This window comes from Posidoniimonas corsicana (assembly GCF_007859765.1).
Classification (GTDB): Bacteria; Planctomycetota; Planctomycetia; order Pirellulales; family Lacipirellulaceae; genus Posidoniimonas; species Posidoniimonas corsicana.
On the sequence record NZ_SIHJ01000001.1, the window covers coordinates 3,266,065 to 3,290,298 of the forward strand.

The following is a 24,234-nucleotide window of genomic DNA, read 5'->3' on the forward strand; positions in this document are numbered from 1 at the left end:
TGACCCCATCCGTGGAACCACCCACAAACACGAGCCTAGTAGCGGATCGTCACGCCCGACACCACGTAGCTGCGGCCGCCCATGCCGCCCTCGACCATCACCTGCAGGCGCTCGTCCAGCGCCCACAGCCCGCCGACTAGGAAGTTCCACGGGTTGGGCTCGAACTGATCGACCTCGACCTTCAGTCCGGGACCGAGGAGCGGGTGGTTGATCGTCAGCTCAACCGTCTGCGCGGTGTCCTGCCACATGGCGCCGATGTGCACCTCGCCCTTGAATAGCGGGCGGTCGACCACCAGTCCGACCCGCGGGGTCACCACCAGCGCGGTGAGCGACCCGTCGAGGTTCGAGAAGGTGGTCCAGGACTTGTTCACGTCGAGCATCGCGAACCAGTCCTTGGCGCCGATACCGGTGGTGCAGCCCCAGCCCAAGGTTGGCCCCTGCATGCTCACCGGGACATCGATTGTGACATCCGGCGAGACCGGCAACGGGAAGTCGCTGACCACCACGTCGACCGAGCCGGTCGTGCGCGTGTGACCGGCGATCCCGTAGATGTTCAGGCAGGGGAGCACCCACAGGTCGACCCGCGCGATCTGCGTTGAAGCGTGGAACTTGGTCTCGGGCACGTCGATCCGCTCCACCGAGGACGGGTCGACCGTCCCCAGCCCGAGGCGGACGTCCGACACCGCAACGGTGCGGTTGAGCTCGGTCCAGACGACGCCGGTCCCCAGCGGCAGCGGAAGGACCACGTCACGCCCCTCGGTCAGCCCCTTCAGCAGCGGGAAGGGGAGGTTCGAACGGGGCAGGAACCGGTCGACGCAGCCGTCGTGCTGCTCCTGCTGGCCGCACGTGTCGCCACAGCCGCAGGCGTCGCCGCATCCCACGCCGTCGCAGCAGGCAGAACCGTCGAGCGACATCAGCTGGATGTGGGTGTCGTAGGTCGCGGGGGCGGTCTCCGCAGGCGGGTCCACCCAGCCGGCGGCCGGGTTCTCGAGCGTTTCCCCCATACGCAGCCCGGCCCAGTCGGCGGCGACCGCTGCCTGGGCAGCCAACGCTAGCACAACGACCGCGGCGATAGGAGTTCTTGCAGCCACGCGACACCGTCCCTGGTGACGTGAGTTAGAGACCGGGCAACTAACTAACCGTATCGGTCCGAGGTCCGACCTCCCGCACGCCCGCCCGCCGGGTTGGTGCGGCGGGTCCCGCGGATTCCTTAAGGGGGACGGGTTAGTCAAACCCTGCGGCCAGGCAGCGGTGCAGGCGTTTGATTGTCAGCATCGCTGTCAGTTCCCCCCCTGCGTGGCCGTCGCCAAGTGTGATCGGCGCCACGTCTCAATGCGGGCTGAGCAGAAGAAGCCGGCCGACCTCACTACCAATGCCTAGAGCAGGAATCTAACCTCGGCAACCGCGCGGCAGCGCCACGCCAACGCGCGACGTCCCCTGAAAGGTACAACACGGTTCAATGACGCTAACGGGGACAAGCTTTACACGCTCCTTGTCTGTGACCTCGCGCGGCTACCAATCCTTTATAGGCACGCCTCTCGGTGTCCATTTCTTTGTAGAAACCGGCCACCCCGCGCGGTCTAATACGGGGTGCATTGGAATCGATCCGGGCGTGCTGGGGCTCAACACCGGCGCCGATTCGCGAGACTAGGAACCAAGAAAATGGGCCGAGGTTTGTGGTGACTTTTGTCCCTATCGCCGAGTATGAGTGGACAAAAGTCGGCCGGCGAAAGTGATACGGAAACAGCTAGACACCGATATACAAGCGTGAAACGATCCTGGCGGCTCGCGGTGGGGCCCGACTTTTGACCCTAAGGATCGATAGCGCCAAATGGGACAAAAGTCGCGTGGCGCCGACGATTGCGTTAGAAGGGGCCGAGGGTCATGGCTTCCTGGTAGCTGGTCAGGCCCTTGAGCACCTTGTCCGCGGCGTCGTCCACGAGCAGTGAACCGCCGGAACTGGTGGTCGCGGCGCGGAGGTCGGATTCGCTGGCGTGGTCGTTTATCAGGGCGCGGATCTGGTCGTCGACCAGCATCACCTCGAACACCCCAACCCGGCCCAGGTAGCCCCGCTTGTTGCACTCCTGGCAGCCGCCGGGCTCGTACACCGTCACGCCTTCGACGCCGGGGCGGGAGAGCGAATTGGCCTCGAGCGCGGTGAGCTCGCGGGGCTTGCGGCACCGCATGCAGAGCCGCCGCACCAGCCGCTGGGCGACTGACAGCCGCACCGTGGCCGCCACCAGGAACGGCTCCACACCCAGGTCGATCAGCCGGGTCGCCGCGCCGGCTGCCGAGTTGGTGTGCAGCGAGCTGAGCACCAGGTGGCCGGTGAGCGCCGCCTTGACGCCGGTCGAAGCGGACTCGTAGTCACGCATCTCGCCGATCATGATCACGTCCGGGTCGCTGCGGAGGATGTTCCGCAGCACGGTGCCGAACGCGACCTTGTCGGCCGTGTCGACCTCCACCTGCGAGACGCCCACCATGTCGAACTCGACCGGGTCTTCCACGGTGATGATCTTGCCCGGCCGGGCCGCCAGGCGGTGGCGCAACGCGGCGTACAGCGTGGTGCTCTTACCGGCGCCGGTCGGGCCGGTCAGCAGCACCATGCCCTGCCGCTGGGTGAGTTCGTCGGCAAAGGTGGCCCGCGTCTTCTCCGACATGCCCAGGCGGTTGAGCGTGAGCTTGCCCGCCTCGGTGGCCAAGAGCCGCAGCGTGAGCCGCTCGCCCTGCGTGGTGGGGAGGCACGCCGCGCGGATGTCGACCTGCTGGCCGCTGTCGCCGCACTCGTGGGTGAAACGGCCGTCCTGGGCCATCCGCTTCTCGGCGATGTCCATGTTGGACAGCACCTTGAAGCGGCCCATCACCGCCGGGTGCATGTCCTTTGGGTACTTGCGGAACACCTCCAGCACGCCGTCGACGCGGAGCTGCACCAGAACAACGTTCTCTTCCGGGTCGATATGGATGTCCGACGCCCGACGGGCCACGGCCGAGTCGAGGATCTCCTGGCAGGCGTCGGTGGCGTTGGTCGGCAGCGCGGCGGCGGGCGCCTCGGCTTTGGGGGCGGCTTCGGCCGGCTTTGCCTTGCGTGACAGGCTCAGCGGCCCGCGGCCGCGTTTGGTCTTGTCGGGCGCGGGTTCGGGCTTCGCCTCGGGGGCGGCGGTGGTGAGTTCCAGCCCTTTGACGTACGCCGCGATGACCCACTCGTCGGACTCCGCGTGGCGGACGCGGTGGGTCGGCATCAGGTCGCCCGCCTCGGCCCACTTCTTTAGCTTGTCGAGCGGGAACGGGCCGTAAACCTGACCGTCGCCGATCTCAAAAAACCACTGGTCGAGCATGTTGGACGCCAAGTGAACTGGGATAAGTGCGGCAGCCAGAACGCAGTGTACAGCCTAGCAGGGCCGCCGTCGGGGGGCGATAGAAACCCCGCGAAACCGGGGGCCGGAACGCCGCGGGGCGTCCTGCTTCAAGCGTATGCTAAGCTTCGAGTAGGGCAACGACTCGACTCGGGGAACAGGTATGGGCAATGCGCAAGCGGGCTGGAAAAGCCGGGCACGCGCCGCGGCGACGCGGTGGAGTCAACTCCGGCAGGAAGAGTGCACCACGTGCCGCGGGTGCGGTCAGCGGGTGATGCCGCTCGACCAGTACTGCAACCACTGTGGGCAGTCGGACCCGGCGAAGGTTTCGCTGTCGGCGGCGGTCTGCGTGGTGCTGGTGATTGGGCTGCTGGCAATCACCGGGACGACCGCCGCAATGGCGTTCTCCTAGCGGCCGCGTTAGAACCCCACGGCCGGCGCCGAGTCGAGAGCGGCGAGCTGCTGATCGCGTTCCCTCAGCTTCGCGGTCCGCCGCTTGGTCCAGCTGGCGGCCATGTCGCGTGCGTGCGTGTGGGTAAACTCCGGCTCGGCGGCGATCGACCGGAGCAGGGCGACGCCGGCGTCGGTCTCGATCCTGCCGGGACGGATCCATTGGTCGACGCCGTGCTCGTCGATGAACAGCGGCTGCCGGTGGTGGCCGCGGTCCATGATGTAGTCCGACGCCGGCCGCATCAGCAGCGACATAGTGACAAGCCGAGTCTTGCCGTCAGGCGACGACCACACGCGGTAGATCCCAGCGGCGTGCAGCAGGTCGGCGTCGGCGCGGCTGAAGTAAACCTCCGAGCCGGCGGTCTCGCCCCAGTAGCAGGGCTCGCGGAATTCGGTCATCGGCAGCACGCAGCGCGTCGTGCGGAAGGCGTCCTTCCAGGGCCACTTGCCGGCCGACTCGATCCGGGCGTTGTTGAGCGCCCGCTTCGGGTCCGATGGCGAGGGGCAGCCGGGCGGGCAGAACGCGAACTGCATGGGACCGAGCAGCCGCTCGTCCTCGTCGTCGATGAACAGGCCCGGCGCCATCGCCCGGGGGAGGAACTCGCCGGCGCCGTCCAACTCGGCGATCAGCCGCGCGTTGTACCGCTGCGCGACCTCCTCCAGCTTGGCCTTGATGAGGTACCGGTTGCACATCTCGCCCCCCGATCGTTGCAAGCTGGCGGCCGTCCGCCGCCCCCGTTCTGACACCTGTATACCCGCCTGAATTGGGCGGTGACAGGGCTTGAACTCGCCCGCACTACCAGCAGTCGGATTGTCATTTCCACCGATCAAAAGTATCATCCGGAGTCCAGGCGCCTACTGGGAGTTACGGCTTTTTCGGCGAGCGGAGCGAATGCAGAACATCCCCGACAACCTAACGGTGGTCATTGCCCACAACGACGACGCGACGCGCAACCAGCTGCGTGAAGTGATCGAGGGATTGAGCTATCAAGTTAAAGATGGCTGCTGCAGCGTCGACGACCTGATCGAGGTCTGCGCGGAGGCGGACCCCGATCTGATTATTAGCAGCGTCGAGCTGAGCAACGGCAACGCCATCGACGCACTGATTGACATCAGCAACCGGAACCCCACGCCGGCGATCATCGTGACCAACCGCGATTCGCTGCTGGATGTCGAGAAGGCCCTGCGTGACCACGTCATGGCCTACCTGGTCGAGCCGCTCGACGCCGATCAGATCCGGCCCACCATCTACCTGGTTTGTGAACGCTTCCGACAGTTCGAGGCGCTCAAGCAGGAGAACGAGGACCTCGCCCAGGCATTGTCGGAGCGGAAGGTAATCGAGAAGGCCAAGGGCCTGCTGATTGGCCGGGACGAACTAACCGAAGAGCAGGCGTTCCGCCGGCTGCAAAAGATGGCGCAGTCGGCGCGAGAGCGGATGGCGGTGACGGCCCAGCGGCTCCTGGATCAGGAGGCGGCGGAGTAGCCGCGCGGGCTACCTCGCGGCGGCTTCTACCATGAAGCGGACAAGGGTCGACTCGAGCTTCTTGTAGTCGATGGGCTTGTGCAGCACGTCGTCACAACCTGCGGCCATACAGCGCTTGCGGTCCCCCTTCAACGCGGCCGCGGTGAGCGCGACCACACTCAGATCGGGCCGAGCAGCCTTGACCCGCTTGGTGGCCTCGTAGCCGTCCATCACCGGCATCTGCATGTCCATCAGCACCAGCCGGTAGGGATCGCCATCGACAGCGGCCCGCTCTACCTTTTCGACCGCCTCCTTGCCGTCCGCCGCAAACTCCGGAGAGATCTCCAACCGCTTGAGCAGCTTCTCCATCAGATACTGATTGGCCCGCACATCTTCGGCGACCAGCACGCGCTGCCCGCGACAGATATCAACGGGGCGTGGCTCGGACGCCGCACGCTGGTTCGAGGCTTCGACCAGCGTGTCGGTCACCTCCGGCGCGTGCACCGCTAAACAGAAGACGCTGCCGTTCTCGGAGGTGCTCTCAAGCTCGAGCTTTCCGTCCATCAGCTGAGCAAGCTGGCGGCTGATGGACAGCCCTAGCCCAATCCCCGCACGCCGGTTGTCGGCCCCGGTGGGGCCCTGGACGAAAGGCGTGAACAGACGCTGCTGGATGTCTGGATGGATACCGGGGCCGGTGTCGGCCACCCTGACCACGACGGTCTGGGTCCCGTAGTCGTACTCCATCTCGCAGCGCACGGCGCCCGACTCGGTGTACTTAATCCCGTTGCCGATGAGGTTGATTAGAATTTGCTTCAATCGGACCGCGTCCAGACGGACGCAGGTGGGGCAGCGTGGAGTCACGGACCAGTGGAAGCGCAGCCCGCTGTCGGCCGCGCGGTGCTGCATGAGGTTGCACACCATCTCGACAACCTGCTGGACGTCGCACGGCTCCGCGTCGACCTCCAGCGTTCCGGCTTCAATCTTGGCGATGTCGAGCAGGTCGTTCACGAGCGTGGTGAGGTGCTCGCCGCTGCTGGCGATCATGCCCAGCATCCGGTCCGCGTCAGCGGCGTTCGGGTTCTTCTGCAGGATGTCGGCGAAGCCGACGATCGCCGCTAGCGGGGTGCGCAGTTCGTGGCTGATCGACGCCAGGAACTGCGACTTCGCGCGGTTGGCCCGCTCGGCGACCATCATCGCCTCCTCCGCCTTGCGCTCGCTCGCGACAAGCCGGGTCATCAGGCCGTGGCGTTCGATCGCGTTCTTAGCAATGCGGGGCAGGAGTTCCGGAGAGATGAGCGACTTCGAGAAGAAGTCCTGCACCCCCCGCTGAAGGATCTCGAGGTCAAGATCGTCGGTCATGCTGCCGGTCAGCAGCACGATCGAGAGCGGCGGGATCGTGTCGCCGTCGATGAGCGACTCGACGAACCGCTCGGCGTCCATGTCCGGCAGGTGGAAGTCGAGCACCGCCAGGTCGAACGACCGGTCGGGATTGCGAATCTCGGTCAGGCCCGCGGCGCCGGTGCTCGCCTCAACGAACTCGTAGCGTGATTCCTGATCCCTGCGTAGGGCGGTCATCACCGCTTCGCGGTCCTCAGGCGAGTCGTCGATTATTAGTATGGAGCGCCGGCTCAAGCGGGGGCCTCAATTCAGCCAGGTTTGTACGACTTCCCTGACCGCAGCAAGGTACAAACGCGGATCCATCGGTTTGCTGACGAAGTCCTTGGCGCCAGCCGCGAGCGCGTCCCGGCGGTCCCCAGGGCTTGTGGATGTCGTAAAAACTACCACGACTACCCAATCGGGCAGAAGGGGCTTGCCGGACGTCGAGAACTGGTGGAGCCAATCCGTTCCGTTGCACCGCGGGAGACGCAGGTCGAGCAGCACCAGCGCCGGCGGGTGCTCGGCAATCAGCGGCGTCGCTTCTTGGCAGGAAATCGCACGCAGCACCTCGGCACGGGGAGCGACCTGGCGCACCGCTTCTGCGGCCAGCTCGAAGTCGAGGTCACAGTCTTCAATGCAGCACACGGTATGGGACATATCACCTGTCCTCCTCCAGCGTGAAAAAGAATGTTGAGCCCTGCCCGTCAATCGACTCGACCCAAATCCTTCCGCCATGGCGACCCACAATCTTCTTGCAGATTGCCAACCCGGCTCCCGATCCTCCGCCAAACTCCTCCGGCAGGTGCAGCCGGCGGAATATCTGGAAGATCTCTTCACGCATGTGCTCTGCAACTCCTATTCCGTTATCCCGAACAAAGAACACCGGGGTCGCTCCATTCTCGCTCCCCCCTTCGGCGAGCCGACCAATCTCTACCCGTTTCTCGTCACTCAGGTTGTACTTGACCGCGTTGGCGATCAGGTTCGTCAGCAACTCACGCACGCAGAGGAAGTCCGCCAGGAACTCGCCCTCGGCCACGACCTCGACCTCTATGCCGCTGCGTTCTGACTCCTGGAGGACCATCTCGGCCGCTTCCCGAGCAACCTCCTTCAGCGACACCTTCTCTATTTCCAGGTCGCCCCGCCCGGCACGGGACAACCGCAACAGCCCTTGCACCAGTTCGTCCATGCGCGCCGCCAGGCGGCGGAGTGCGGCCAGGCGGCGTTCTACCTCTGGCGTCTTGGATTCGCCTAGCTCTTCGCTCAGTAGGTACACCGACTGATTGACCCCTCGCAGCGGCTCGCGCAGATCGTGCGAAGCGGCATACGCGAACGAATCGAGATCCGCGTTCAGCTTCGCCAGCTCTTGGTTAACGCGCGTGAGCTCTGCGGCCCGCAGGCTGAGCAACTCCACCATGCCGCTGCGTAGCTCGCTAGCGACCTCGGTGTCGACCTGCGTCCAGTCGCGTGAGTGCCCCCGGACGACCTGCTTCCACTCCTCGAATGAATTTCGCGGAGACAACCGCACACCGCCGTCAACCTCAGCGGCGACCTTGCTGGGTTCTCCGGCCCAAGACACTTCTCGCTGAAACTCGTCGCGGAAGAACAGCAGCCACTCCATCTCCGGCGCCGACAACCTCAGAGCCAGGCATCCACTGGAGGGACCAAGCTCGTTGCTCGCCAATTCCTGCAGTTCCTCACCGAGCTGGCTGGTAGACCACTGACGAAGGTCGTTGTCGACCCTGCCTTGGATCGCCTCGGCAATCCGTTCGACAGCCTCGCGGGGCGGCGTCGATCCTGAGGTGCGGACGCCGCGCTCCGAGCAAACGGCGACTCCGTCCGACTTAAGAGCCGACAGCAGGTCGGCGGCAATCGCGTCGAGGTTCCCCCACACCGACGGCGCGCCTGCAACCGTCTCCAGGAGTCGATGGTAGTGGCCCCGACGCGCGTCCCGCTCGCGGTTGACCTGCTCGGCGCGTTTCGCCGTGAGGCAGTTCGCGACAATCAGCCCCATAATCTCCGACGCGGCCCGCTCACTGAACGAAAGGGCTTTGGGTGAGTAGTGGTGGCAGGCGATCAACCCCCACAGGGCGCCATCGTCCACCAGGGATACCGACATCGACGCCGACACGCCCATGTTCTGCAGGTACTCTACGTGGACGGGCGAGACCGCGCGATGGCAGCAGTAGCTGAGGTCGAGCGGCCGCTGGGACTCGGCGTCGCACCTCGGCAGGATCGGCGCCGGCGACGCGGTCAGGTCGGCGATGCCACGCACCGTGTTGAGCACGTAGAGCTTGCGAGCCTGTTGCGGGATATCGGTGGCCGGGTAGTGCAGCCCTAGGAACGACTCCAACCCCTCTTTCGCCGCCTCCCCGACGACCTCGCCGTGGCCATCGCTCGAGAAGCGGTAGATCATCACGCGGTCGAAGCCTGTCAGCGATCGTACCTGTTCCGCCGCGACCCTTAGCAGCTGCGTGAAGTCGCCACAACGCTGCAGGTGTTGGTTGGCCAGGTTCACCTGGAGTGGCAGCCCGAGCTGGCTGTTCTGGCCAGACTGCGCGGCTACCTCAGGGCTCTCGACCTCGACAAACAGCACGCCCTGGTGCACGTGCACCGCGGCAGTAAAGGCGTCACTCGCGGATGCCTGACGCCAACTGAGGCGCATGGGCCGCACCACAGCGCGGACGGAGGCCGCCGCTTCGGCCAGTCGCAGGGAAGACTCCTCGTCGAACAGGTCGCTTACGGCGGCGCCGACGTTAGGTTCGGCGCCCAGCCACTGGCCGATATTGGCCGAGTAGTGCGCCAGCCTGAGGGTCTGGATCTCAAACGCAATCAGGCCGCCGTGCGGCTGGATGCCCCCGGCGAGATGGATTGGTTCGCGATCGCAGTTCGTTAGGTCCGCGACCGCGCTTGGCGTCCTGGCTGATTCCACTTCCTATCGGGTCTCCAGGTGTTCCGTGAAGTAGGAGAACATCTGGTTGGCCGACTCGACGGCGCAACGGGTCTCGCCTGGGCCGAACAACACCGTATCGAGCCACTCCCGCGTAGCCCGCCAGTGCTGGCCGCGGTCGATCCCCGGCCCCGCAAGAAATCGGCGCCCGGCCTCGCCCGAGATTCCCAGCGAGGCCTCAGCCAAGCGTCCGAGCACCGCGCCCCCGTTGAGCGATCCCTCCAGCACGTAAACCACCCCAGCGGCGGCTGCCGGCGAACCGATCCACGTGACTTCGCTCGGCGACGCTGACCGCCAACTCCACTCTGGCGGACGGCTGCCCCGACCGGTCAGCCAGCCGTCAACTGTGCGGAGGTCTTCCTCCAGCCATTGCACCATCTGCGGAGCGGCAAACCGATCCATGTCACGCGCGAGCGTCGGCGCAAGCCGCCCGACAGCGTTAGCGACGATGACGCTGTACCGAGCAAGAAACTCTCGGTAGCTGGCGAGATCAGAGAAGAATCGCCGCCAGTCGATCGACTGCTCGACCCGGAGGTGTGCTGCGGCCGTCCCGGAACGCAACTGCGCTGAAGCCCTCTCGAAGAGGATAGCGCACGGCACTGGCGGGTTCGTAGACAACCGGGAGGCCTTCTCAAATTCAGTGGGAAACAGTACTGAGTCTGAGTCGGGCTGCCATAGGCCGACGATCGCGCAACAGTAAGGAAATCTGGTTCTCTATTATCCAGTCTGGTCGGGGCGCGTCAACAAGGCGGCCGACCGCTAGCGGGCGAAATCCCCGAGATCCGGGTCCCAGCACGCGGCGACAATAAGTCCGCCGTCAGCCAGATAAGAACCCAAGTGGAGGCGGCGGGAATCGAACCCGCGTCCCGCAATAGTTCCACGTGAGCGTCTACGTGCATAGTCGGCGGGTTTGATTTCGCGCTAGGGGCGCCTCGCCGACAGGGCTCCCCAAACGCTAGCCGAGAACTTTGTTTAACCGCGGGCGTGCTCAGCAGTGACCCGCGGCGGTCCGGAGGGGGTAATACGAGTCGTCAGCCGATTCCGGCGACCAACTGGGACTCGGGCAGCCTATTTCTAGGCAGCCAAAGCGTAGTTACCTTCGGCAATTGAAGGTTTTAATCGGCTTTTTACGTGGGCCACCGATCAACCACGGCACGCAACTGCACGCTTCTGCTATCCGGTCGAACCCAGTTCGCCCCCGATTGCATAACGCGATCTTCCATTGTATTCGACCATCCACTGGCGGGGTAGCAGTCAAAATCCGTGCGGCCAGGTCCCGCTCCCCAACGGGCGGGCTCAATTGACACTGGTGTGGGACCGAAACTATCCTTGAGCGTTCCGCGGGCGATTAGCTCAGTTGGCTAGAGCGCCTCGTTTACACCGAGGATGTCGGGGGTTCGAGTCCCTCATCGCCCACTTTGGCAATCAGCGCAGGGAATGCTAGACACCTGGGACGCCGCTTCCACGCCGGCCTTCAGACGCCGGTCTCGCCCGCCTGCCCACCTTGGAGTTCCTGCTAGATGCGCTGCCTGCCGATTCTCTTCGTGATCCTCGCGTGGACGACACAGCTCGCCGCCGCTGTGCCCGAGGGGTATACGCCGCTGTTTAACGGCAAGGATCTTTCCGGCTGGCGGGGCATGGAACAGGTCGATCCAACCGTCTACCGGCAGCTGTCCGCGGAAGAAAAGCAGGCTCGCCAGAAGAAGGCCGACGCCGACCTGGCCGAACACTGGCGGGTCGAGAACGGCGAGATTGTCAACGACGGCCACGGTGTATTCTGCACGACCGTGAAAGACTACGGCGATTTCGAACTGCTGGTCGACTGGCGGATGGTCGACCCCCACACGGACAGTGGTGTCTACCTGCGGGGTTGCCCGCAGGTCCAGATCTGGGACCCGAACGATCCGAGCAAGAAGGTCCACGGCGGACACCTAGGCTCGGGGGGGCTCTGGAACAACAACCCCGGCTCCCCGGGAAAGGACCCGAAGGTGCTTGCTGACCGGCCCGTCGGCGAGTGGAACACCTTCCGCATCCGCATCGTCGGCGACAAGGTGACCGTCCACCTCAACGACATCCTCGTCGTTGACGACGCGGTGATGCACAACTTCTGGAACCGCGACAAGAAGCTCTACGAGCAAGGGCCGATCCAGCTTCAGACCCACGGCGGTGAGATGCGGTTCCGGAACATCTACCTCCGGGCGATCGCGCCGGAGTCTCCCAAGGCCAAGCGGTAGCGACTGGTCAGGGCAGCCGCTAGCAGGCTCGCCCACAGGGTTACTGCCACGGGTTCCGGCGCCACACTCGCGGGTGAGGCTGTCGCGGACGAAGCCCCGAAGTTGGCCCTCCAAGTGACGTAGTCTTGCTGGCTGAACTCGACATTCAGCCCGTCCCGCCACACGGTGTAGTCTGCGGCGTCGACCGAGCCGTCTCCGTTGAAGTCGCCCTGCAGGCTATCGCCACCCACCTTGGCGCTGAGCGTGAGCATGAGCACTTGGGACTGGTCGCCGGGAAGGTCCTCCCCCGAAAGCGTCAGCTGGAACGACGAGGTGAAGTCTCCGCTCATCGACGTATCGATCAACGCGTCAATGGAGGCGCCCTGTCCCTGCGGCAGGCCGGTGAATAGTGAATCGCCTAGCTGCAACTGCTCAGTGTCCCCGGAACCGATGACCGAATCGAGTTCGAGAACCGAGGCGAACCCAGGCCCGCCGGCGCCGGCGTAGTTGAACAGGTCGACAACAGGCGCCGAAATGGTCCCGGCGCCGAAAGCCAGCTCGCCGAGGTCAATGGATAGCTCAGCAACAATCGAGTCGGACGCGAAGGAGGCCACCGGGTGCTCAACGACCGTGTACTCGAGGGCGATCACGTCGTCGGCGTCCATCGCCCCAAACGACATACCCGCGCCGCTGGTTACGTCGAGGTTGTCGATGACTACCTGCCCGAGGTATTCGCCGGGGGTCGCCGATGACGCGTCGATCCCAACCGCGATTTGCGTCGAGTCAATCTGACCGGTGCGGAACGCGTTGAACCCTCCCGCGAGGAAACTACTCGCGGCGCCCGACACCGTTGCTGAGAAGTACGTCCCGTCGAGGCCACTCTTCGTGAGCGTCACGTCTTGCGTTTGAGGGGCCGCACCGCCGACGTAGACCCTGCCGAGATCAAGCTGCAACGATGAACCCCCATCGCCACCCAGAACGCCGCCCTGCAGCGCGATCTGGCTGTCGTTTGCCTGGCCCACGAACACGCTCCACACGTACTCGGGCCGGTCGATAAACGGGTTGCGATTCCCCTGGTACCCGTACACAAGCTGATTCCGCCGGCGTTCGAACTCGTCTGGTGGCGCCGCGAAGTGCCACTCGATCAATCGGCTCAGGTCGCCCAGTTGATCGCCGCCCGGGTTCCCGGACGCCAGCTCCAGATCAGTAGTAGAGAAGTCGCTGCCGTCGTAACGGACGGTCATGTAGAACTCCTGCCGCGCGATCATGCCGGCGTCAGCGTCGCCCGGGTACCACTTGGTTCCGCCATCGTTGACAAATCCGTACTCCTGACCGAAGGCGCCTCCGAAGTTCAGGCTCGCCCGATCGGCGTTGATCTGCGGGTCCGAAGGGCGATGCTGATGGAGATCGCTGTTGTCGGGCCCCGACGAGCCGACCCCCCTACTCCGCGGCCAGGTGTGCTCGCGGTTCCACGAGGCGCCGTTGTCCCACCCCGGAATGCTGCCGCCGATGCCAGACAGGTCGAGCGACGACCGGTCGTACACCAGCAGAATGTGGCCAGGGTTATCGGGGTCTTCGTCCGTTACCTGCAGCGCCGTCCTCAATCCGCCGTAGCCCAGGTCGGTATGCCCGTCGATGATATCGTGCAGCTGGTTCTTCAGCTCAACCCCGACGCCCGTCGCTGATGAGTAGTAGCCGACGGGCGGATCGTACTCCGCGGCCGCGTCAGCCGCAGAAACCAGTAGCAGGAAGGTTGCAAAGTATCGAGTCATAAAGGTCTCAATCTCGGCGGCCAGACCACCACCGCCGCGGCGCCGACCACCCCAACGCAGTGAATACCAGTAGCATGGCGGCAGGCTCCGGTGCGGCCGAGCCGCCGACCCCACCCGCGGACTGGCCAAAGTTGGCCCGCCACGTGAGGTAGTCCGACTGCACGTAGTCAACGCCCAGCCCATCCCGCCACACGGTGTAGTCTGCTGCGTCGACAACCCCACTTCCGTCGAAGTCCCCGGCCAGCCCAGCAGCAATCACCTCGAAACTAATCGGCAGCTCGACCAGGGCATTCGCCGCCCCCTGACTGGCTGTCGTCACGGATAGCAGTCCGCTCCGCATGCCGGGAACACTCGTGTCCAGCGCGACCGAAATAGTGTCTCCCCCCGATAACGCTAACACGCTCCCCGACGCCTGGCCGCTGAGGTCGCCCGAAACGCTCAGCTCATAGTCGAGTTCGTCGGCGCCGACAGCGACCAAGACTTCGGCCGCATTGCGAACCGTGACATCTAGGGTGAACGGCTCGCCGACCGCAAGCGTCTCCGGAACCGGGGCGGTGAGCACCTCGAGCACCGCGGGCAGCTGGTAGTCTGCCACCACCGGCAAGTGATCGCTAAAGTCGTGCAGGGCGTTCAAGACGTCGGCCGTTTGCGTTCGACCGACGAACGTATTGTTGATGCGAGTGTTCCACGAGACGCCGTCATTCCCAAACGCCTGGTAGGAATGCTCGAGCGACTCCAGACCAACCGAAGTAGGCCCCAGGTAGCTGAGCCCCTCCCCGTCGAGGAGTGGTGACGTCACGAGCTGCAGGTCAAACCGATCGTCCATGCCGCCAGTGGCGCCCTCGTCAGACAGGAACGATGTGCGTGTCGACTGCGTCATGTGCACCGCTACGGACGAGTTTGGCCAAGCCCCTAACGCTAGCGGATCTGAGAAGCCGGGCGACCCGGAATCGGTTAGGGCGTCGAAAGCGGCCTCGGAACTGGAGCCGATATTCATGTCGCCCAGCGCGACCGCATTCACGTTCGGACCGAGCGACGCGAGGTTGCCCACCAGGTTCGACGCCTCGGTTGCTCTGGTGGCGTTGTCGGCGCTGGAAGAGCCAGCCTTTAAGTGCGCATTGTAGAGGTAGAGTTGCTCGCCGGCGTAGGACAGCAGCGAAAACTCTGCGCGCTGCGCGGCGCGTGGCCCTCCTGTAGGAATATTGGAGGAACTACTTAAGCCAACCGTAGCCGAGTCGAATACGACCCCGAGCCGATCGACCCCGAAGCCGAGCACGCTGGCTTGGTAGGAGCTGACGCCGAATAGCGAGTTCAGGGCCTCGGCTACGCGGGATGAAGTGGAGTCGTTTAATGAGAAGGTCGTCTGCTCCTGCAGAGCGAGAATGTCAGGCCGCTTGGCGACGCCGTTCCGCGGAGTGTCGGAGATGGCCTGAACAATGATCGAGAGGTCGTCGAGGTCTGACTGAGAGAACGGCTTGTCGAGCGTGTTGTAGTTGACCACTCTCAACTGTGCACACGCGGAGTATGCCATTCCCGCAACCAGCGCATATCCGATCGCGAAGCTGGCAAGTTGTCCACTCGTCGACTGGGGAGAAGTCACTCGCATGGCAACAATTCGCCCCACCGGAACCGGGTTCCGGTGGGGCGATGAATCCCTCATCTATCGTTAGTCCGCGGCCAGCCCGGCACTAGCGCCGGCGTCTCAGGGCGGCGACCACTCCGATCACCCCCAACCCGAGTGCGCCGGGCTCGGGCGCTGCGTCCGCCGCCGCGAGTTCGCCGAACGACGAGCCGTAGTTGGCGACCCACAAGTCGTAGTCGTCGGCGTCAATTGTGCCGCCCGTACCGTTGCCACCGAGCAAGTCGCCCTCGGATTCGCCAAGGTTGTCACGCCAGACGGTGTAGTCGGCGGCGTCGACCGCCCCGTCGCCGTTGAAGTCGCCGGGGGCTGCTGGGCCGTCGCCTTCGCTAAGCAGGATGTTGTCGAAGACGAAGAACTCCTGATTGCTATTAGTCATCCCAGAGAACGACAGCGTGAGAGTGGAGCCCGTGCCTGACAAGGCCGCAGTCAACGACTGGAAGTCATCGGTCAACATCGTGCCGGTAGTGGCGTCACCGTTCACGAAGAGTGGATCCTTGTAGGCCAGTCGTTCGACGTCGGTAAAGTCGCCACTCTGCACCGCGCGCTCTTCAACGACACCGCCCAACCCCTCGATCGGGATGAAGCCGTCTTGTGCTGTCGTGTCTCCGTCCAGACCGTTGTCGTCCGGGTGATACGTGACGTTGTTGAACGGTCCAACGCTGGTTAATTCGAGCCATTCGGCCTCATCGAAGAACGGCGTGAAATAACGATCAAAGAAGCCGCCCGCCTCCATGGAGATCCCGTAGAAGACCGTTGGATTCGTACCATCGGCATCGATAGAGAAAGCGGACATCGAAGGGCCACCATCGATGGAGTAGGTAAACTCGAACGTGTCATCTCCGGCTTCAAAGTCTCCGACCATCGCCATGTCGATGCTAAGCTCAAGGTTGCTACGCCCTGATATGTCGAACGTCCACTCGGCGGTGACCGGACCAGAGTTGTCTCCGTTTTCTGTGTCGGCGAGCAGCACGACATTGTCGATCTTGCCGTTCTCCAAGATCCCCATCGAATCCGGAGGGAAGTTTCCCGCGGAATCGTCTTGGACGTCAAACGGGATGTTGTCCGCGCGACTGACGATGCCGTAGCGGTCAAAGATGCTGCCGCCTTCGGTGAAAGTGCCCTTGTCCGAGAATCCCGAGTTGTCGGGGGTGAAAACCTGAGTCGCAGCCGTGAAGCCGCCGTTTGTGGCGCCTCCATCAAAGTCCTCGCCTGCGAACGGCGTTGCCGCCGAAGCCGCCGTCGGCATAGCAACGACTAGACTCATCAACAGGGGAATACTAACTCGGGTGTTCGTCATGGCAGATTGCTCCAGTGAGTTGTGAACCTTGCGGCGCGCAGCACCGACGCCGTTGCGGTGGGTTGCCCTTCACGCGCGGGCGTTGCGGCCTAGGTGAGCTGGGACGGCCTGGGAAGCAGCCTCATACTATACCGCAACACGTTCCTTTCCATCCAGCATCCAACCGTGAAGTATCCGCGAAGAATGCCTGCGGCAGACCGAAGACCTCGTGCTCCAACGCGAGATTACCGGCATCTGGCCACATCCGGCCACTTGCAGTGGATCCACAATGAGTGATTGCCCGAAGTCGACGCAAAGGATTCGGCACGCGCGAGACGACGGCTCTCCGCACCAATCGGCTGACTCACGTCGCGTGCCCTCAAGCCAACCGCTCACGTCCGCGATCGATGGTCTACCGGAATTTAGCGATAGCGAGTTACCCCTACGCACGTTAGCGTTACAATCAGTGGTTTGAACAACAGGCAGGAGTGCACCACTTCGCATCCGAGGCAATCATGCGACGCATCGGTTTTACGCTCGTCGAGCTTCTAGTTGTCATTGCGATAATTGGCGTCCTGATCGCCTTGCTTCTGCCGGCGGTGCAGTCGGCCCGCGAAGCCGCCCGACGGACGCAGTGCGTTAACAACGTCAAGCAGATGGCGCTTGGGGCCATCAACTACGAGAGCGGCCAGGGACGCTTCCCGCCCGGCCGACTCGCGCCAGACTGGGTGATCGGCTCGACCGAGCGTGCCCTCGGCTACACCGCCTACGAGTCGGTCACGCCAAGCACGAAGACCGGGTTCTTTTCTGTCCACATCTGGCTCCTGCCCTACATGGAGGAAGGAAACGTCTACGACCTGATCGACTTCAGCCTCGGCCAGGTTAAGAAGATGCAGAATCCAACCAACCCGCACTTCGCCGCGTACTCGACGGCAAAGGATCTGTTCCTCTGTCCTAGCGACGGCAACACCGGGATTATCGTTTCGGAGAACAACTACCGGTCCAACTTCGGCGGCAGCACCCCTGGCGCCGGCGGCCGCACCGGTCAGAAGGGCAGCGCGGCGTACCGTGAACTCCCGTCCGAGACCTGGCATGTCGGAGGCAACGGCGCATTCACGAGCGGGGCGAAGGGGTTGAAGCTAGGCAAGTACTCCGACGGCCTCTCCAAGACAGCCTTCTTCTCCGAACGCATCAAGGGCAGCGGGCACGACTACGAGACTGGCGCCTCTGCCGTGCCGACGCGAGCCGACATGCTACGCTGTCAGAACTCCACCTTGGTCAGCCCCAATGCGGACGTAGCGGCTTTCAACCAAGCGTTCGCATCGGAGAGCACGCCCCCAACGCAGCCAATGACATTTGTGTTCGGCGGCGCCGGACGATGGATAGGCGACTGGTCCAACGGCTGGCCCTTCGCAGGATACGACAGCTCGCAGTACAACCACGTCGCGCCCCCCAACTGGTCCGGGATTGATTGCGGCGTCAACTCCATCCCCGACGCGCCTCACGAGCACGCCGTCGTTGCGGCAAGAAGCGACCATCCTGGCGGCGTTAACGTTGGCTATGGCGATGGGCATGTCGAGTTCGTGACTGACGGCGTCGATCTCAATGTCTGGAGAGCGGCCGGGTCAAGAAACGGCGGCGAGACGTTCCCCGAGTGACAACGGCCCCAGCTAGCAGGGGTCTTCAAAGCTCGATCTGTAACTCTTCCTTTCACTCGATTAGGGGCGTTGTTGATGAATCCGCACGACGATCGGGCCCAGGGCACGTCGCTCCTAAGAATACTGGCTGTCGCGATCCCCGTGGCTCTGTTCACCGCCGTTGCCGTGCACCTGTGGGGCAATTCCCTCCGCGAGTCCGCCACCGCGCAGCTCAACCGCGACGTGCTTTCAACCATGCTGCCGAACTGGGCGGAGGGCGGAGAGGTAGCCGATCTGTATGAAGACGCCGACAAGGATCTCGTCGCGGACACTCCTGAGGACGAAGGACTGCTGCAGCAGCCCGAGTCGCTGGTCTTCTCCTACATCGCAAGCTCCAAAGAAAGCAGACCTGAATCGGCAGGAGGCCAGTGGGACGCACTCCTGTCCGCAATCGACAGCGCGACCAGCAAGCCGGTCACCGTGGTTGAGTTTGAGCAACTGAACGAGCAGCTCGAGGCGATGCGTCGCGGTCAGATCCACATCCTCGGCCTCGGCACCGGCGCCGCACCGCTTGCGGTGCAGACGGCGGGATTTGTGCCGCTGTGCACCATGGCGAACGCCGACGGCGAGGTAGGCTACAAAATGGTGCTGCTGACCTCGGCCGACAGCGGCATCAAGGAGCTGGCCGACGTCAAAGGACGCAAGGTCGTGTTCGTGCGTCCCACCTCCAACTCCGGGTTCAAGGCCGCGTTTGTGCAGCTGTACGACGACGCCGGCCTCCTTCCCGAGCAGGACTACGAGTGGAGCTTTTCGCTGTCGCATGAATCCTCCGTGCACGACGTGCTGTCTGGCGCCGCCGACGTCGCCCCGGTGGCTAGCGACATCCTCGCCAAGATGGTCGAACAGGGGGATGTGGACGAGTCTCAGTACCGCGTCATCTACAAGTCGGAGGCATTCCCGCCAGCCGTGATTGGGTGCGCCCACAACCTGCCCGCAGGTATGATTGAGCAGATCCGTTCAACCCTGATCGGGCTCGATTGGGACGGAACCGGGCTGGAAGAACAGTTCGGCCCTATGGGCGCCGCCAGATTTGTCGAAGTGAACTACAAGAACGACTGGGCCAACATCCGCCGCATCGATGACGCCGTCCGGCGTCTGGCGACTCCGCGCGGCCCACAGTAGGTGCGGGGACTCGGCTACCTACACCCGGTTCGCCCTCATGGCGCCGAGTGTCCTCCCGCCTGGTAAGCCCTTGCAGAGCAAGGCGTTGGCCTCGGCGCCCATGGTCAGGGTGCTGTTCTTTTCTACACTAGTGAGGTGAACGCGCCCGCCGCCATCCCCGACGACGCCCTCGCCGGCTTCCACGAACCAACCCGCGCCTGGTTCCGTGAGTCGTTCACCTCGCCGACCAAGGCGCAACGGCTGGCGTGGCCAGCAATTGGCTCGGGCGAGAGCACGCTGCTGCTGGCGCCGACCGGGTCGGGCAAGACGCTGGCGGCGTTCTTGTCGCTGCTCGACCGGCTGATGTTCGAGCCCGTCGAACCAGCCGACGCTCCGCCGCGGCAAACCAATCAGCATGCGCGGGTGCTCTACATCTCGCCGCTCAAAGCCCTGGGCGTCGACGTCGACCGTAACCTGCGGGCGCCGATCGCCGGCGTCCGTGCCGCGGCAGAGCGAATGGGCCAGCCGTTCCGCCAACCGGAAGTCGCGATCCGCACGGGCGACACCGACCAGCGCGAGCGGCAGCGGATCGCTCGCAACCCGCCCGACATCCTGATCACCACGCCGGAGTCGCTCTACCTGATGCTGACGAGCCGGGCGAGCGGTGTGCTGTCGCGGGTCGAGGCGGTGATCATCGACGAGATCCACGTGATGGTCCCGTCGAAACGCGGTTCGCACCTGTTCCTGTCGCTCGAGCGGCTTGAGCGGCTGCGGCGTGTGACCGCTGAGTCGGACGGGCGGGCCTGCCCGCCGCTGCAACGGGTCGGCCTGTCCGCGACGCAGCGGCCACTCGACGAGATTGCCCGGTTGCTCGGCGGCGCCGACGCCACGGCCGACCCGGAGCAGCCGGTTCGGCCGCGTCCGGTCCGCGTGGTAGACGCCAGCGAGCCCAAGCGGCTCGCGATCCGCGTCGAGATGCCGGTAGAAGACCTTGCCAAGCAAGCGATGCCGCGGCACGTGTTCCTCGGAGACGATGAGGTCGACCAGAGCCGCCAGGCCCGCTTCCCCAGCGGGTTCGACGCGGAGGCCTCCGCCGATCCGCCCACTGGCAATGGCGCCGAGAACGCCAATGCCGCGATGGGCCCTTCTTCGCCCAGCATCTGGCCGGCGATCCACCCACGGCTGCTGGAGCTGATCCGAGCGCACCGCTCGACGATGATCTTCGTCAACAGCCGCCGGCTGGCCGAACGACTGGCGAACGCACTCAATGAGCTCGCCAACGAGGAGTCGGCCAAGGACGAGCTTGATCGCGGGCAGCAAGACGACGCCGTCCGCCAGCCGGTGGAGATCTGCCTGGCCCACCACGGCAGTGTGGCCAAGGACAAGCGGGCGCAGATCGAAGACCGGCTGAAGCGGGGCCAGCTGCCGGCGATCATCGCGACCAGCTCGCTGGAGCTCGGCATCGATATGGGCGCGGTCGACCTGGTCATCCAGATCGAGGCCCCCCCGACCATCGCGTCCGGCATCCAGCGCATCGGCCGTAGCGGTCGGGGCGTGGACCTGCTGTCCAACGGGGTCATCTTCCCCAAGTACCGCGGCGATCTGCTGGCGTGCGCGGGGGCGACCGGGCGGATGCTCGCCGGGCACGTCGAGGAAACCTATTACCCACGGAACCCTCTCGACCTGCTCGCGCAGCAGCTGGTGGCGATCGTCTCGGACGGGCCGATCGACGTCGACGAGCTGTACGCCATGGTCCGGGGCGCCGCGCCGTTTGCCGACCTGCCGAGGTCTTCGTTCGAGGGGGTGCTGGACCTGCTTTCGGGGCGGTACCCGTCGGACGAGTTCGCCGAGCTCAAGCCCCGCGTCACGTGGGACCGGCTCGGCGGCGTGGTCTCGCCGCGCAACACCTCGCGGCGGATCGCGGTGCTCAACGGCGGCACGATCCCCGACCGCGGGCTGTACGGCGTGTTCCTGGTCGGCGACGGGCCGGGCGGCACGGGCGGCAGCCGCGTCGGCGAGCTCGACGAGGAGATGGTGTTCGAGACCCACGCCGGCGACGTCTTCCTGCTGGGCGCTAGCAGCTGGCGCGTGCTGGAGATCGACAAGGACCGCGTGCTGGTCGCGCCCGCGCCGGGCGAGCCGGGCAAGATGCCCTTCTGGCGGGGCGACGGGCCGGGCCGTCCGCTCGAGTTCGGCAAGGCGATCGGGCGGCTGGCCGGCGAGCTCGCCCGCGGCGAGCCGGCCGAGCTGATCGACCAGCTCACCAACCAGCACGCGCTCGACGCCGAGGCGGCCGGCGCGCTCCTGGAATACGTACGCGACCAGGGCGAGGCAACCGGCGAACCGCCGAGCGACAACGCGGTGATCGTCGAGTCGTTCCTCGACGAGATCGGCGACTGGCGGGTCTGCGTGCTCTCGCCGCTGGGGTCCCGCGTGCACGCGCCGTGGGCGATGGCGGTCGCCGCGCGGCTGCGTGAGGAGGACTTTGGCGAGATCGACTACAGCTGGACCGACGACGGCATGATCTTCCGCCTGCCGGAGACCCCCGAGCCGCCGCCCGTTGAGCTGTTCGTGCCCAAGTCGGACGAGGTGGAGGACCGCGTCACCTCGCAGGTGGGGTCGACCGCGATGTTCGCCGCCCGCTTCCGCGAGAACGCCGCCCGCGCGTTGCTGCTCCCCAAGCGTCAGCCCGGCCGCCGCTCGCCGCTGTGGATGCAGCGCCGCCGCGCGGCCGACCTGCTGGCGGTGGCCTCCCGCTACCCGAGCTTCCCGATACTGCTGGAAACCTACCGCGAGTGCCTGCGCGACGTGTTCGACCTGCCCGGGTTGATCGCGGTGCTGAAGGACATCGAGCGGCGGGCCATCCGCGTCGAGGCCGTCACGCTGAAGCAGCCCTCGCCGTTCGCCGCTTCACTGCTGTTCAACTACGTTGGCAACTTCGTTTACGAGGGCGACGCGCCGCTCGCCGAGCGTCGCGCCCAGGCGCTCGCGCTGGATCACTCGCAGCTCCGCGAGCTGCTGGGCGCCTCGGAGCTGCGCGAGCTGCTCAGCGGCGAGGTGATTGACCAGCTGACCCTGGAGCTGCAGCGGCTGGCCGAGCCGAGCTGCCGCCACGCCGACGCGGTTCACGATCTGCTCCTTTCGCTCGGGGACCTGACGTTCGAGGAGTTGTGGGCACGGTGCAGCCACGCCGACGCGACCGAGCAGGACCTGGTTGCCTGGCTCGACGAGCTGCAGGCGGCTCGTCGCGTGCTGCGGGTCCGCATCGCGGGCGAAGAGCGGTACGCCGCCGCCGAGGACGCCGCGCGGCTGCGCGACGCGCTCGGCGTGGCCCCGCCCGGTGGCCTGCCAGCGGCGTTCCTGGAAGCGGTCGCCGCGCCGCTCGGCGACCTGCTCTCCCGCTACGCCCGCACCCACGGCCCCTTCCAGGCGTCGGAGGCGGCCGCCCGGTTCGCGCTCGGCGAGGCGCCGGTCCGCAGCGCCCTCGAGCAGCTCCGCGACGCCGGCCGGCTGGTCGAGGGCGAGTTCCTGCCCGGCCGACGCGGCCGCGAGTGGTGCGACGCCGGTGTGCTCCGCACGATCAAACGCCGCTCGCTGGCCGAGCTCCGCCAGCAGGTCGAGGCCGTGCCCGCCGAGTCCTACGCCCGCTTCCTGCCGGTCTGGCACGGCCTGACCAACCGCCGCGGCGGGCTGGACGGTGTGCTGGACGCGGTTGAGCAGTTGCAGGGCGCGCCGCTGCCGGCCAGCGTGCTGGAGCAGCAGATCCTCCCCGCGCGGGTCGGTGACTACTCGCCCGGCATGCTGGACGAGCTGTTCGTCGCCGGCGAGGTCGCCTGGCAGGGCGTCGAGAGCGTCGGCATGACCGACGGCCGCATCGCGCTCTACCTGGCGGACCAGCTCCCACTGCTCGGGCGACTCCCGGCGCCGGCCGACCCGCAAGAAGACCCGCTGGCCGCACGGTTGCTCGAGCTCTTCGCCGAGCGCGGCGCGCTGTTCTTCGACGAGCTGACCCGCGCCACCGGCGCCTTCCCGAACGACGTGCTCGCCGCGTTGTGGCGGCTGGTCTGGCGTGGCGAGCTCAGCAACGACACCCTCGCACCGCTCCGCTCGCTGGTCGCCAGCGGCGGCGGCAAGTCCCGTGAGGCGGTCGGCGCCGCCACGCGGCGGGGCCGCCGCGCATACCGCTCGCGGCGCCGCGCGCGGCTGCCCGGTTCCGAGGGCCGCTGGTCGCTGCTTCCAATCAGCGCCGACGACGCCACGCCCACCCGCCGGGTCACGGCCCTGGCGGCTCAATTGGTCGAGCGGCATGGCGTCCTCACGCGTGATCAGATTGGCCGGGAACAAATCGAGGGCGGCTTTTCGGCGGTCTACCCGGTGCTCAAGGCGATGGAGGAGGCCGGCAAGGTCCGCCGCGGCTACTTTGTCGAGGGCCAGGGCGGCGCGCAGTTCGCCGCGGCCGGCGCCGACGACCTGCTCCGCTCCGCCCCGCGCGACGACGAGCAGCCGCTGCTGCTGGCCGCCACCGACCCCGCCAACGCGTACGGCGCCTCGCTGCCGTGGCCCACAAGCCCCGACGAGTCTGCCCGCCCGCAACGCGCCGCCGGCGCCCGCGTGGTGCTGCTGGCGGGCGAGCTGCTGGGGTACCTCGGCCGCGGCGACCGTTCGCTCACTACGTTCCTCTCCGAGGACGAGGCCCGCCGCGGCGAGCAGGCCCGGCAGCTCGCCGCCTGCCTGGCCGAGTCCGCCCGCTCGCACCGCTCGCTGCTGCTCGCCGAGATCGACAAGCGGTCGGCCATCACCTCGCCGCTAGCGCCCGTGTTCACCGCCGCGGGTTTCACCGCCACCACCCGCGGGCTGCTGTGCCGCAGCGACTTCATGTCGGGGCAGCCCCCGCGGCGGCGGGCCGCTTCGTTCGACGACCCCACGACCTCCTAGCTTGATCCC

At 65.7% G+C, this 24,234-nt stretch carries 16 protein-coding genes, 1 tRNA gene and 1 other RNA gene; 7 read left to right on the plus strand and 11 right to left on the minus strand.

Translation table 11 applies throughout. From position 1 onward, the window contains the following. Window positions 1-35 precede the first annotated feature (35 nt). Both KOR34_RS12615 and KOR34_RS12620 read right to left on the minus strand, forming a co-directional pair. A complete protein-coding gene (locus KOR34_RS12615) occupies window positions 36-1,091 on the minus strand; it encodes a hypothetical protein (RefSeq protein ID WP_146564932.1) in 1,056 nt (351 codons plus the stop codon). Between the two features lie 774 nt (window positions 1,092-1,865). Further along, window positions 1,866-3,335: an ATPase, T2SS/T4P/T4SS family gene (locus KOR34_RS12620; RefSeq protein WP_146564933.1), complete on the minus strand. Its 1,470-nt coding sequence runs from the start codon at window positions 3,333-3,335 to the stop codon at window positions 1,866-1,868. A gap of 292 nt (window positions 3,336-3,627) precedes the next feature. On the opposite strand from KOR34_RS12620, the gene KOR34_RS26675 reads away from it, so the two are divergent. Next, a complete protein-coding gene (locus tag KOR34_RS26675; RefSeq protein WP_197531355.1) occupies window positions 3,628-3,765 on the plus strand; it encodes a hypothetical protein in 138 nt (45 codons plus the stop codon). 8 nt (window positions 3,766-3,773) lie between these two features. Here KOR34_RS26675 and KOR34_RS12630 read toward each other — a convergent pair whose 3' ends face one another. Further along, window positions 3,774-4,517 (minus strand): SOS response-associated peptidase, encoded by a 744-nt coding sequence (locus KOR34_RS12630; RefSeq protein ID WP_197531356.1) that lies wholly within the window; start codon window positions 4,515-4,517, stop codon window positions 3,774-3,776. Between the two features lie 178 nt (window positions 4,518-4,695). On the opposite strand from KOR34_RS12630, the gene KOR34_RS12635 reads away from it, so the two are divergent. Further along, complete coding sequence (locus KOR34_RS12635) at window positions 4,696-5,286, plus strand: ANTAR domain-containing response regulator (RefSeq protein ID WP_146564936.1); 591 nt, start codon at window positions 4,696-4,698, stop codon at window positions 5,284-5,286. A gap of 9 nt (window positions 5,287-5,295) precedes the next feature. Here the strand turns inward: KOR34_RS12635 and KOR34_RS12640 are convergent, their stop codons facing one another. The 5 genes from KOR34_RS12640 to ssrA all read right to left on the minus strand — a co-directional run bounded on the left by KOR34_RS12640 (window position 5,296) and on the right by ssrA (window position 10,789). Then, complete coding sequence (locus KOR34_RS12640; protein WP_146564937.1) at window positions 5,296-6,897, minus strand: response regulator; 1,602 nt, start codon at window positions 6,895-6,897, stop codon at window positions 5,296-5,298. Between the two features lie 9 nt (window positions 6,898-6,906). Next, window positions 6,907-7,299, minus strand: coding sequence for a response regulator (locus tag KOR34_RS12645; protein WP_197531357.1), 393 nt, complete (start codon window positions 7,297-7,299; stop codon window positions 6,907-6,909). Between the two features lies 1 nt (window position 7,300). After that, a complete protein-coding gene (locus KOR34_RS12650; RefSeq protein WP_146564939.1) occupies window positions 7,301-9,571 on the minus strand; it encodes an ATP-binding protein in 2,271 nt (756 codons plus the stop codon). Window positions 9,572-9,574: 3 nt separating this feature from the next. Beyond that, a complete protein-coding gene (locus tag KOR34_RS12655) occupies window positions 9,575-10,150 on the minus strand; it encodes a biliverdin-producing heme oxygenase (protein WP_197531358.1) in 576 nt (191 codons plus the stop codon). Window positions 10,151-10,424: 274 nt separating this feature from the next. Continuing rightward, window positions 10,425-10,789, minus strand: a transfer-messenger RNA (tmRNA) gene (gene ssrA, locus KOR34_RS12660). 142 nt (window positions 10,790-10,931) lie between these two features. Here ssrA and KOR34_RS12665 point away from each other — a divergent pair. After that, window positions 10,932-11,005: transfer RNA gene (locus tag KOR34_RS12665), tRNA-Val, on the plus strand. Between the two features lie 104 nt (window positions 11,006-11,109). After that, the gene (locus KOR34_RS12670; protein ID WP_146564941.1) at window positions 11,110-11,823 is read left to right on the plus strand and encodes a 3-keto-disaccharide hydrolase; all 714 of its coding nucleotides are present in this window, start codon (window positions 11,110-11,112) and stop codon (window positions 11,821-11,823) included. Here KOR34_RS12670 and KOR34_RS12675 read toward each other — a convergent pair. The 3 genes from KOR34_RS12675 to KOR34_RS12680 all read right to left on the minus strand — a co-directional run bounded on the left by KOR34_RS12675 (window position 11,778) and on the right by KOR34_RS12680 (window position 16,513). After that, window positions 11,778-13,574 carry an endonuclease I family protein gene (locus KOR34_RS12675; protein WP_197531359.1) on the minus strand — a complete coding sequence of 599 codons (1,797 nt, stop codon included), beginning with the start codon at window positions 13,572-13,574 and terminating at the stop codon, window positions 11,778-11,780. The genes KOR34_RS12670 and KOR34_RS12675 overlap by 46 nt on opposite strands. A gap of 7 nt (window positions 13,575-13,581) precedes the next feature. Beyond that, window positions 13,582-15,105 (minus strand): endonuclease/exonuclease/phosphatase family protein, encoded by a 1,524-nt coding sequence (locus tag KOR34_RS26680; RefSeq protein WP_197531360.1) that lies wholly within the window; start codon window positions 15,103-15,105, stop codon window positions 13,582-13,584. 157 nt (window positions 15,106-15,262) lie between these two features. Further along, window positions 15,263-16,513 (minus strand): hypothetical protein, encoded by a 1,251-nt coding sequence (locus KOR34_RS12680; RefSeq protein ID WP_146564943.1) that lies wholly within the window; start codon window positions 16,511-16,513, stop codon window positions 15,263-15,265. 494 nt (window positions 16,514-17,007) lie between these two features. Here KOR34_RS12680 and KOR34_RS12685 point away from each other — a divergent pair, with 494 nt between their 5' ends. From KOR34_RS12685 to KOR34_RS12695, 3 genes are all read left to right on the plus strand, one after another. Next, window positions 17,008-18,150 carry a DUF1559 family PulG-like putative transporter gene (locus KOR34_RS12685; RefSeq protein WP_146564944.1) on the plus strand — a complete coding sequence of 381 codons (1,143 nt, stop codon included), beginning with the start codon at window positions 17,008-17,010 and terminating at the stop codon, window positions 18,148-18,150. 75 nt (window positions 18,151-18,225) lie between these two features. Next, entirely contained in the window at window positions 18,226-19,311 is a 1,086-nt protein-coding gene (phnD, locus tag KOR34_RS12690) for a phosphate/phosphite/phosphonate ABC transporter substrate-binding protein (RefSeq protein ID WP_146564945.1), read from the plus strand. A 135-nt stretch (window positions 19,312-19,446) separates the two neighbouring features. Continuing rightward, a complete protein-coding gene (locus KOR34_RS12695; protein WP_146564946.1) occupies window positions 19,447-24,225 on the plus strand; it encodes an Lhr family helicase in 4,779 nt (1,592 codons plus the stop codon). Window positions 24,226-24,234 lie beyond the last annotated feature (9 nt).

Excerpts from the sequence above, each read along its gene's own strand:
- KOR34_RS12680 (WP_146564943.1), bottom strand. The coding sequence starts at position 16,513 with ATGACGAACACCCGAGTTAGTATTCCCCTGTTGATGAGTCTAGTCGTT.
- KOR34_RS12685 (WP_146564944.1), top strand. The coding sequence starts at position 17,008 with ATGCGACGCATCGGTTTTACGCTCGTCGAGCTTCTAGTTGTCATTGCG.
- KOR34_RS26675 (WP_197531355.1), top strand. The coding sequence starts at position 3,628 with ATGCCGCTCGACCAGTACTGCAACCACTGTGGGCAGTCGGACCCGGCG.
- KOR34_RS12635 (WP_146564936.1), top strand. The coding sequence starts at position 4,696 with ATGCAGAACATCCCCGACAACCTAACGGTGGTCATTGCCCACAACGAC.
- phnD (WP_146564945.1), top strand. The coding sequence starts at position 18,226 with ATGAATCCGCACGACGATCGGGCCCAGGGCACGTCGCTCCTAAGAATA.
- KOR34_RS26680 (WP_197531360.1), bottom strand. The coding sequence starts at position 15,105 with ATGGCATACTCCGCGTGTGCACAGTTGAGAGTGGTCAACTACAACACG.
- KOR34_RS12675 (WP_197531359.1), bottom strand. The coding sequence starts at position 13,574 with ATGACTCGATACTTTGCAACCTTCCTGCTACTGGTTTCTGCGGCTGAC.
- KOR34_RS12645 (WP_197531357.1), bottom strand. The coding sequence starts at position 7,299 with ATGTCCCATACCGTGTGCTGCATTGAAGACTGTGACCTCGACTTCGAG.
- KOR34_RS12670 (WP_146564941.1), top strand. The coding sequence starts at position 11,110 with ATGCGCTGCCTGCCGATTCTCTTCGTGATCCTCGCGTGGACGACACAG.
- KOR34_RS12620 (WP_146564933.1), bottom strand. The coding sequence starts at position 3,335 with ATGCTCGACCAGTGGTTTTTTGAGATCGGCGACGGTCAGGTTTACGGC.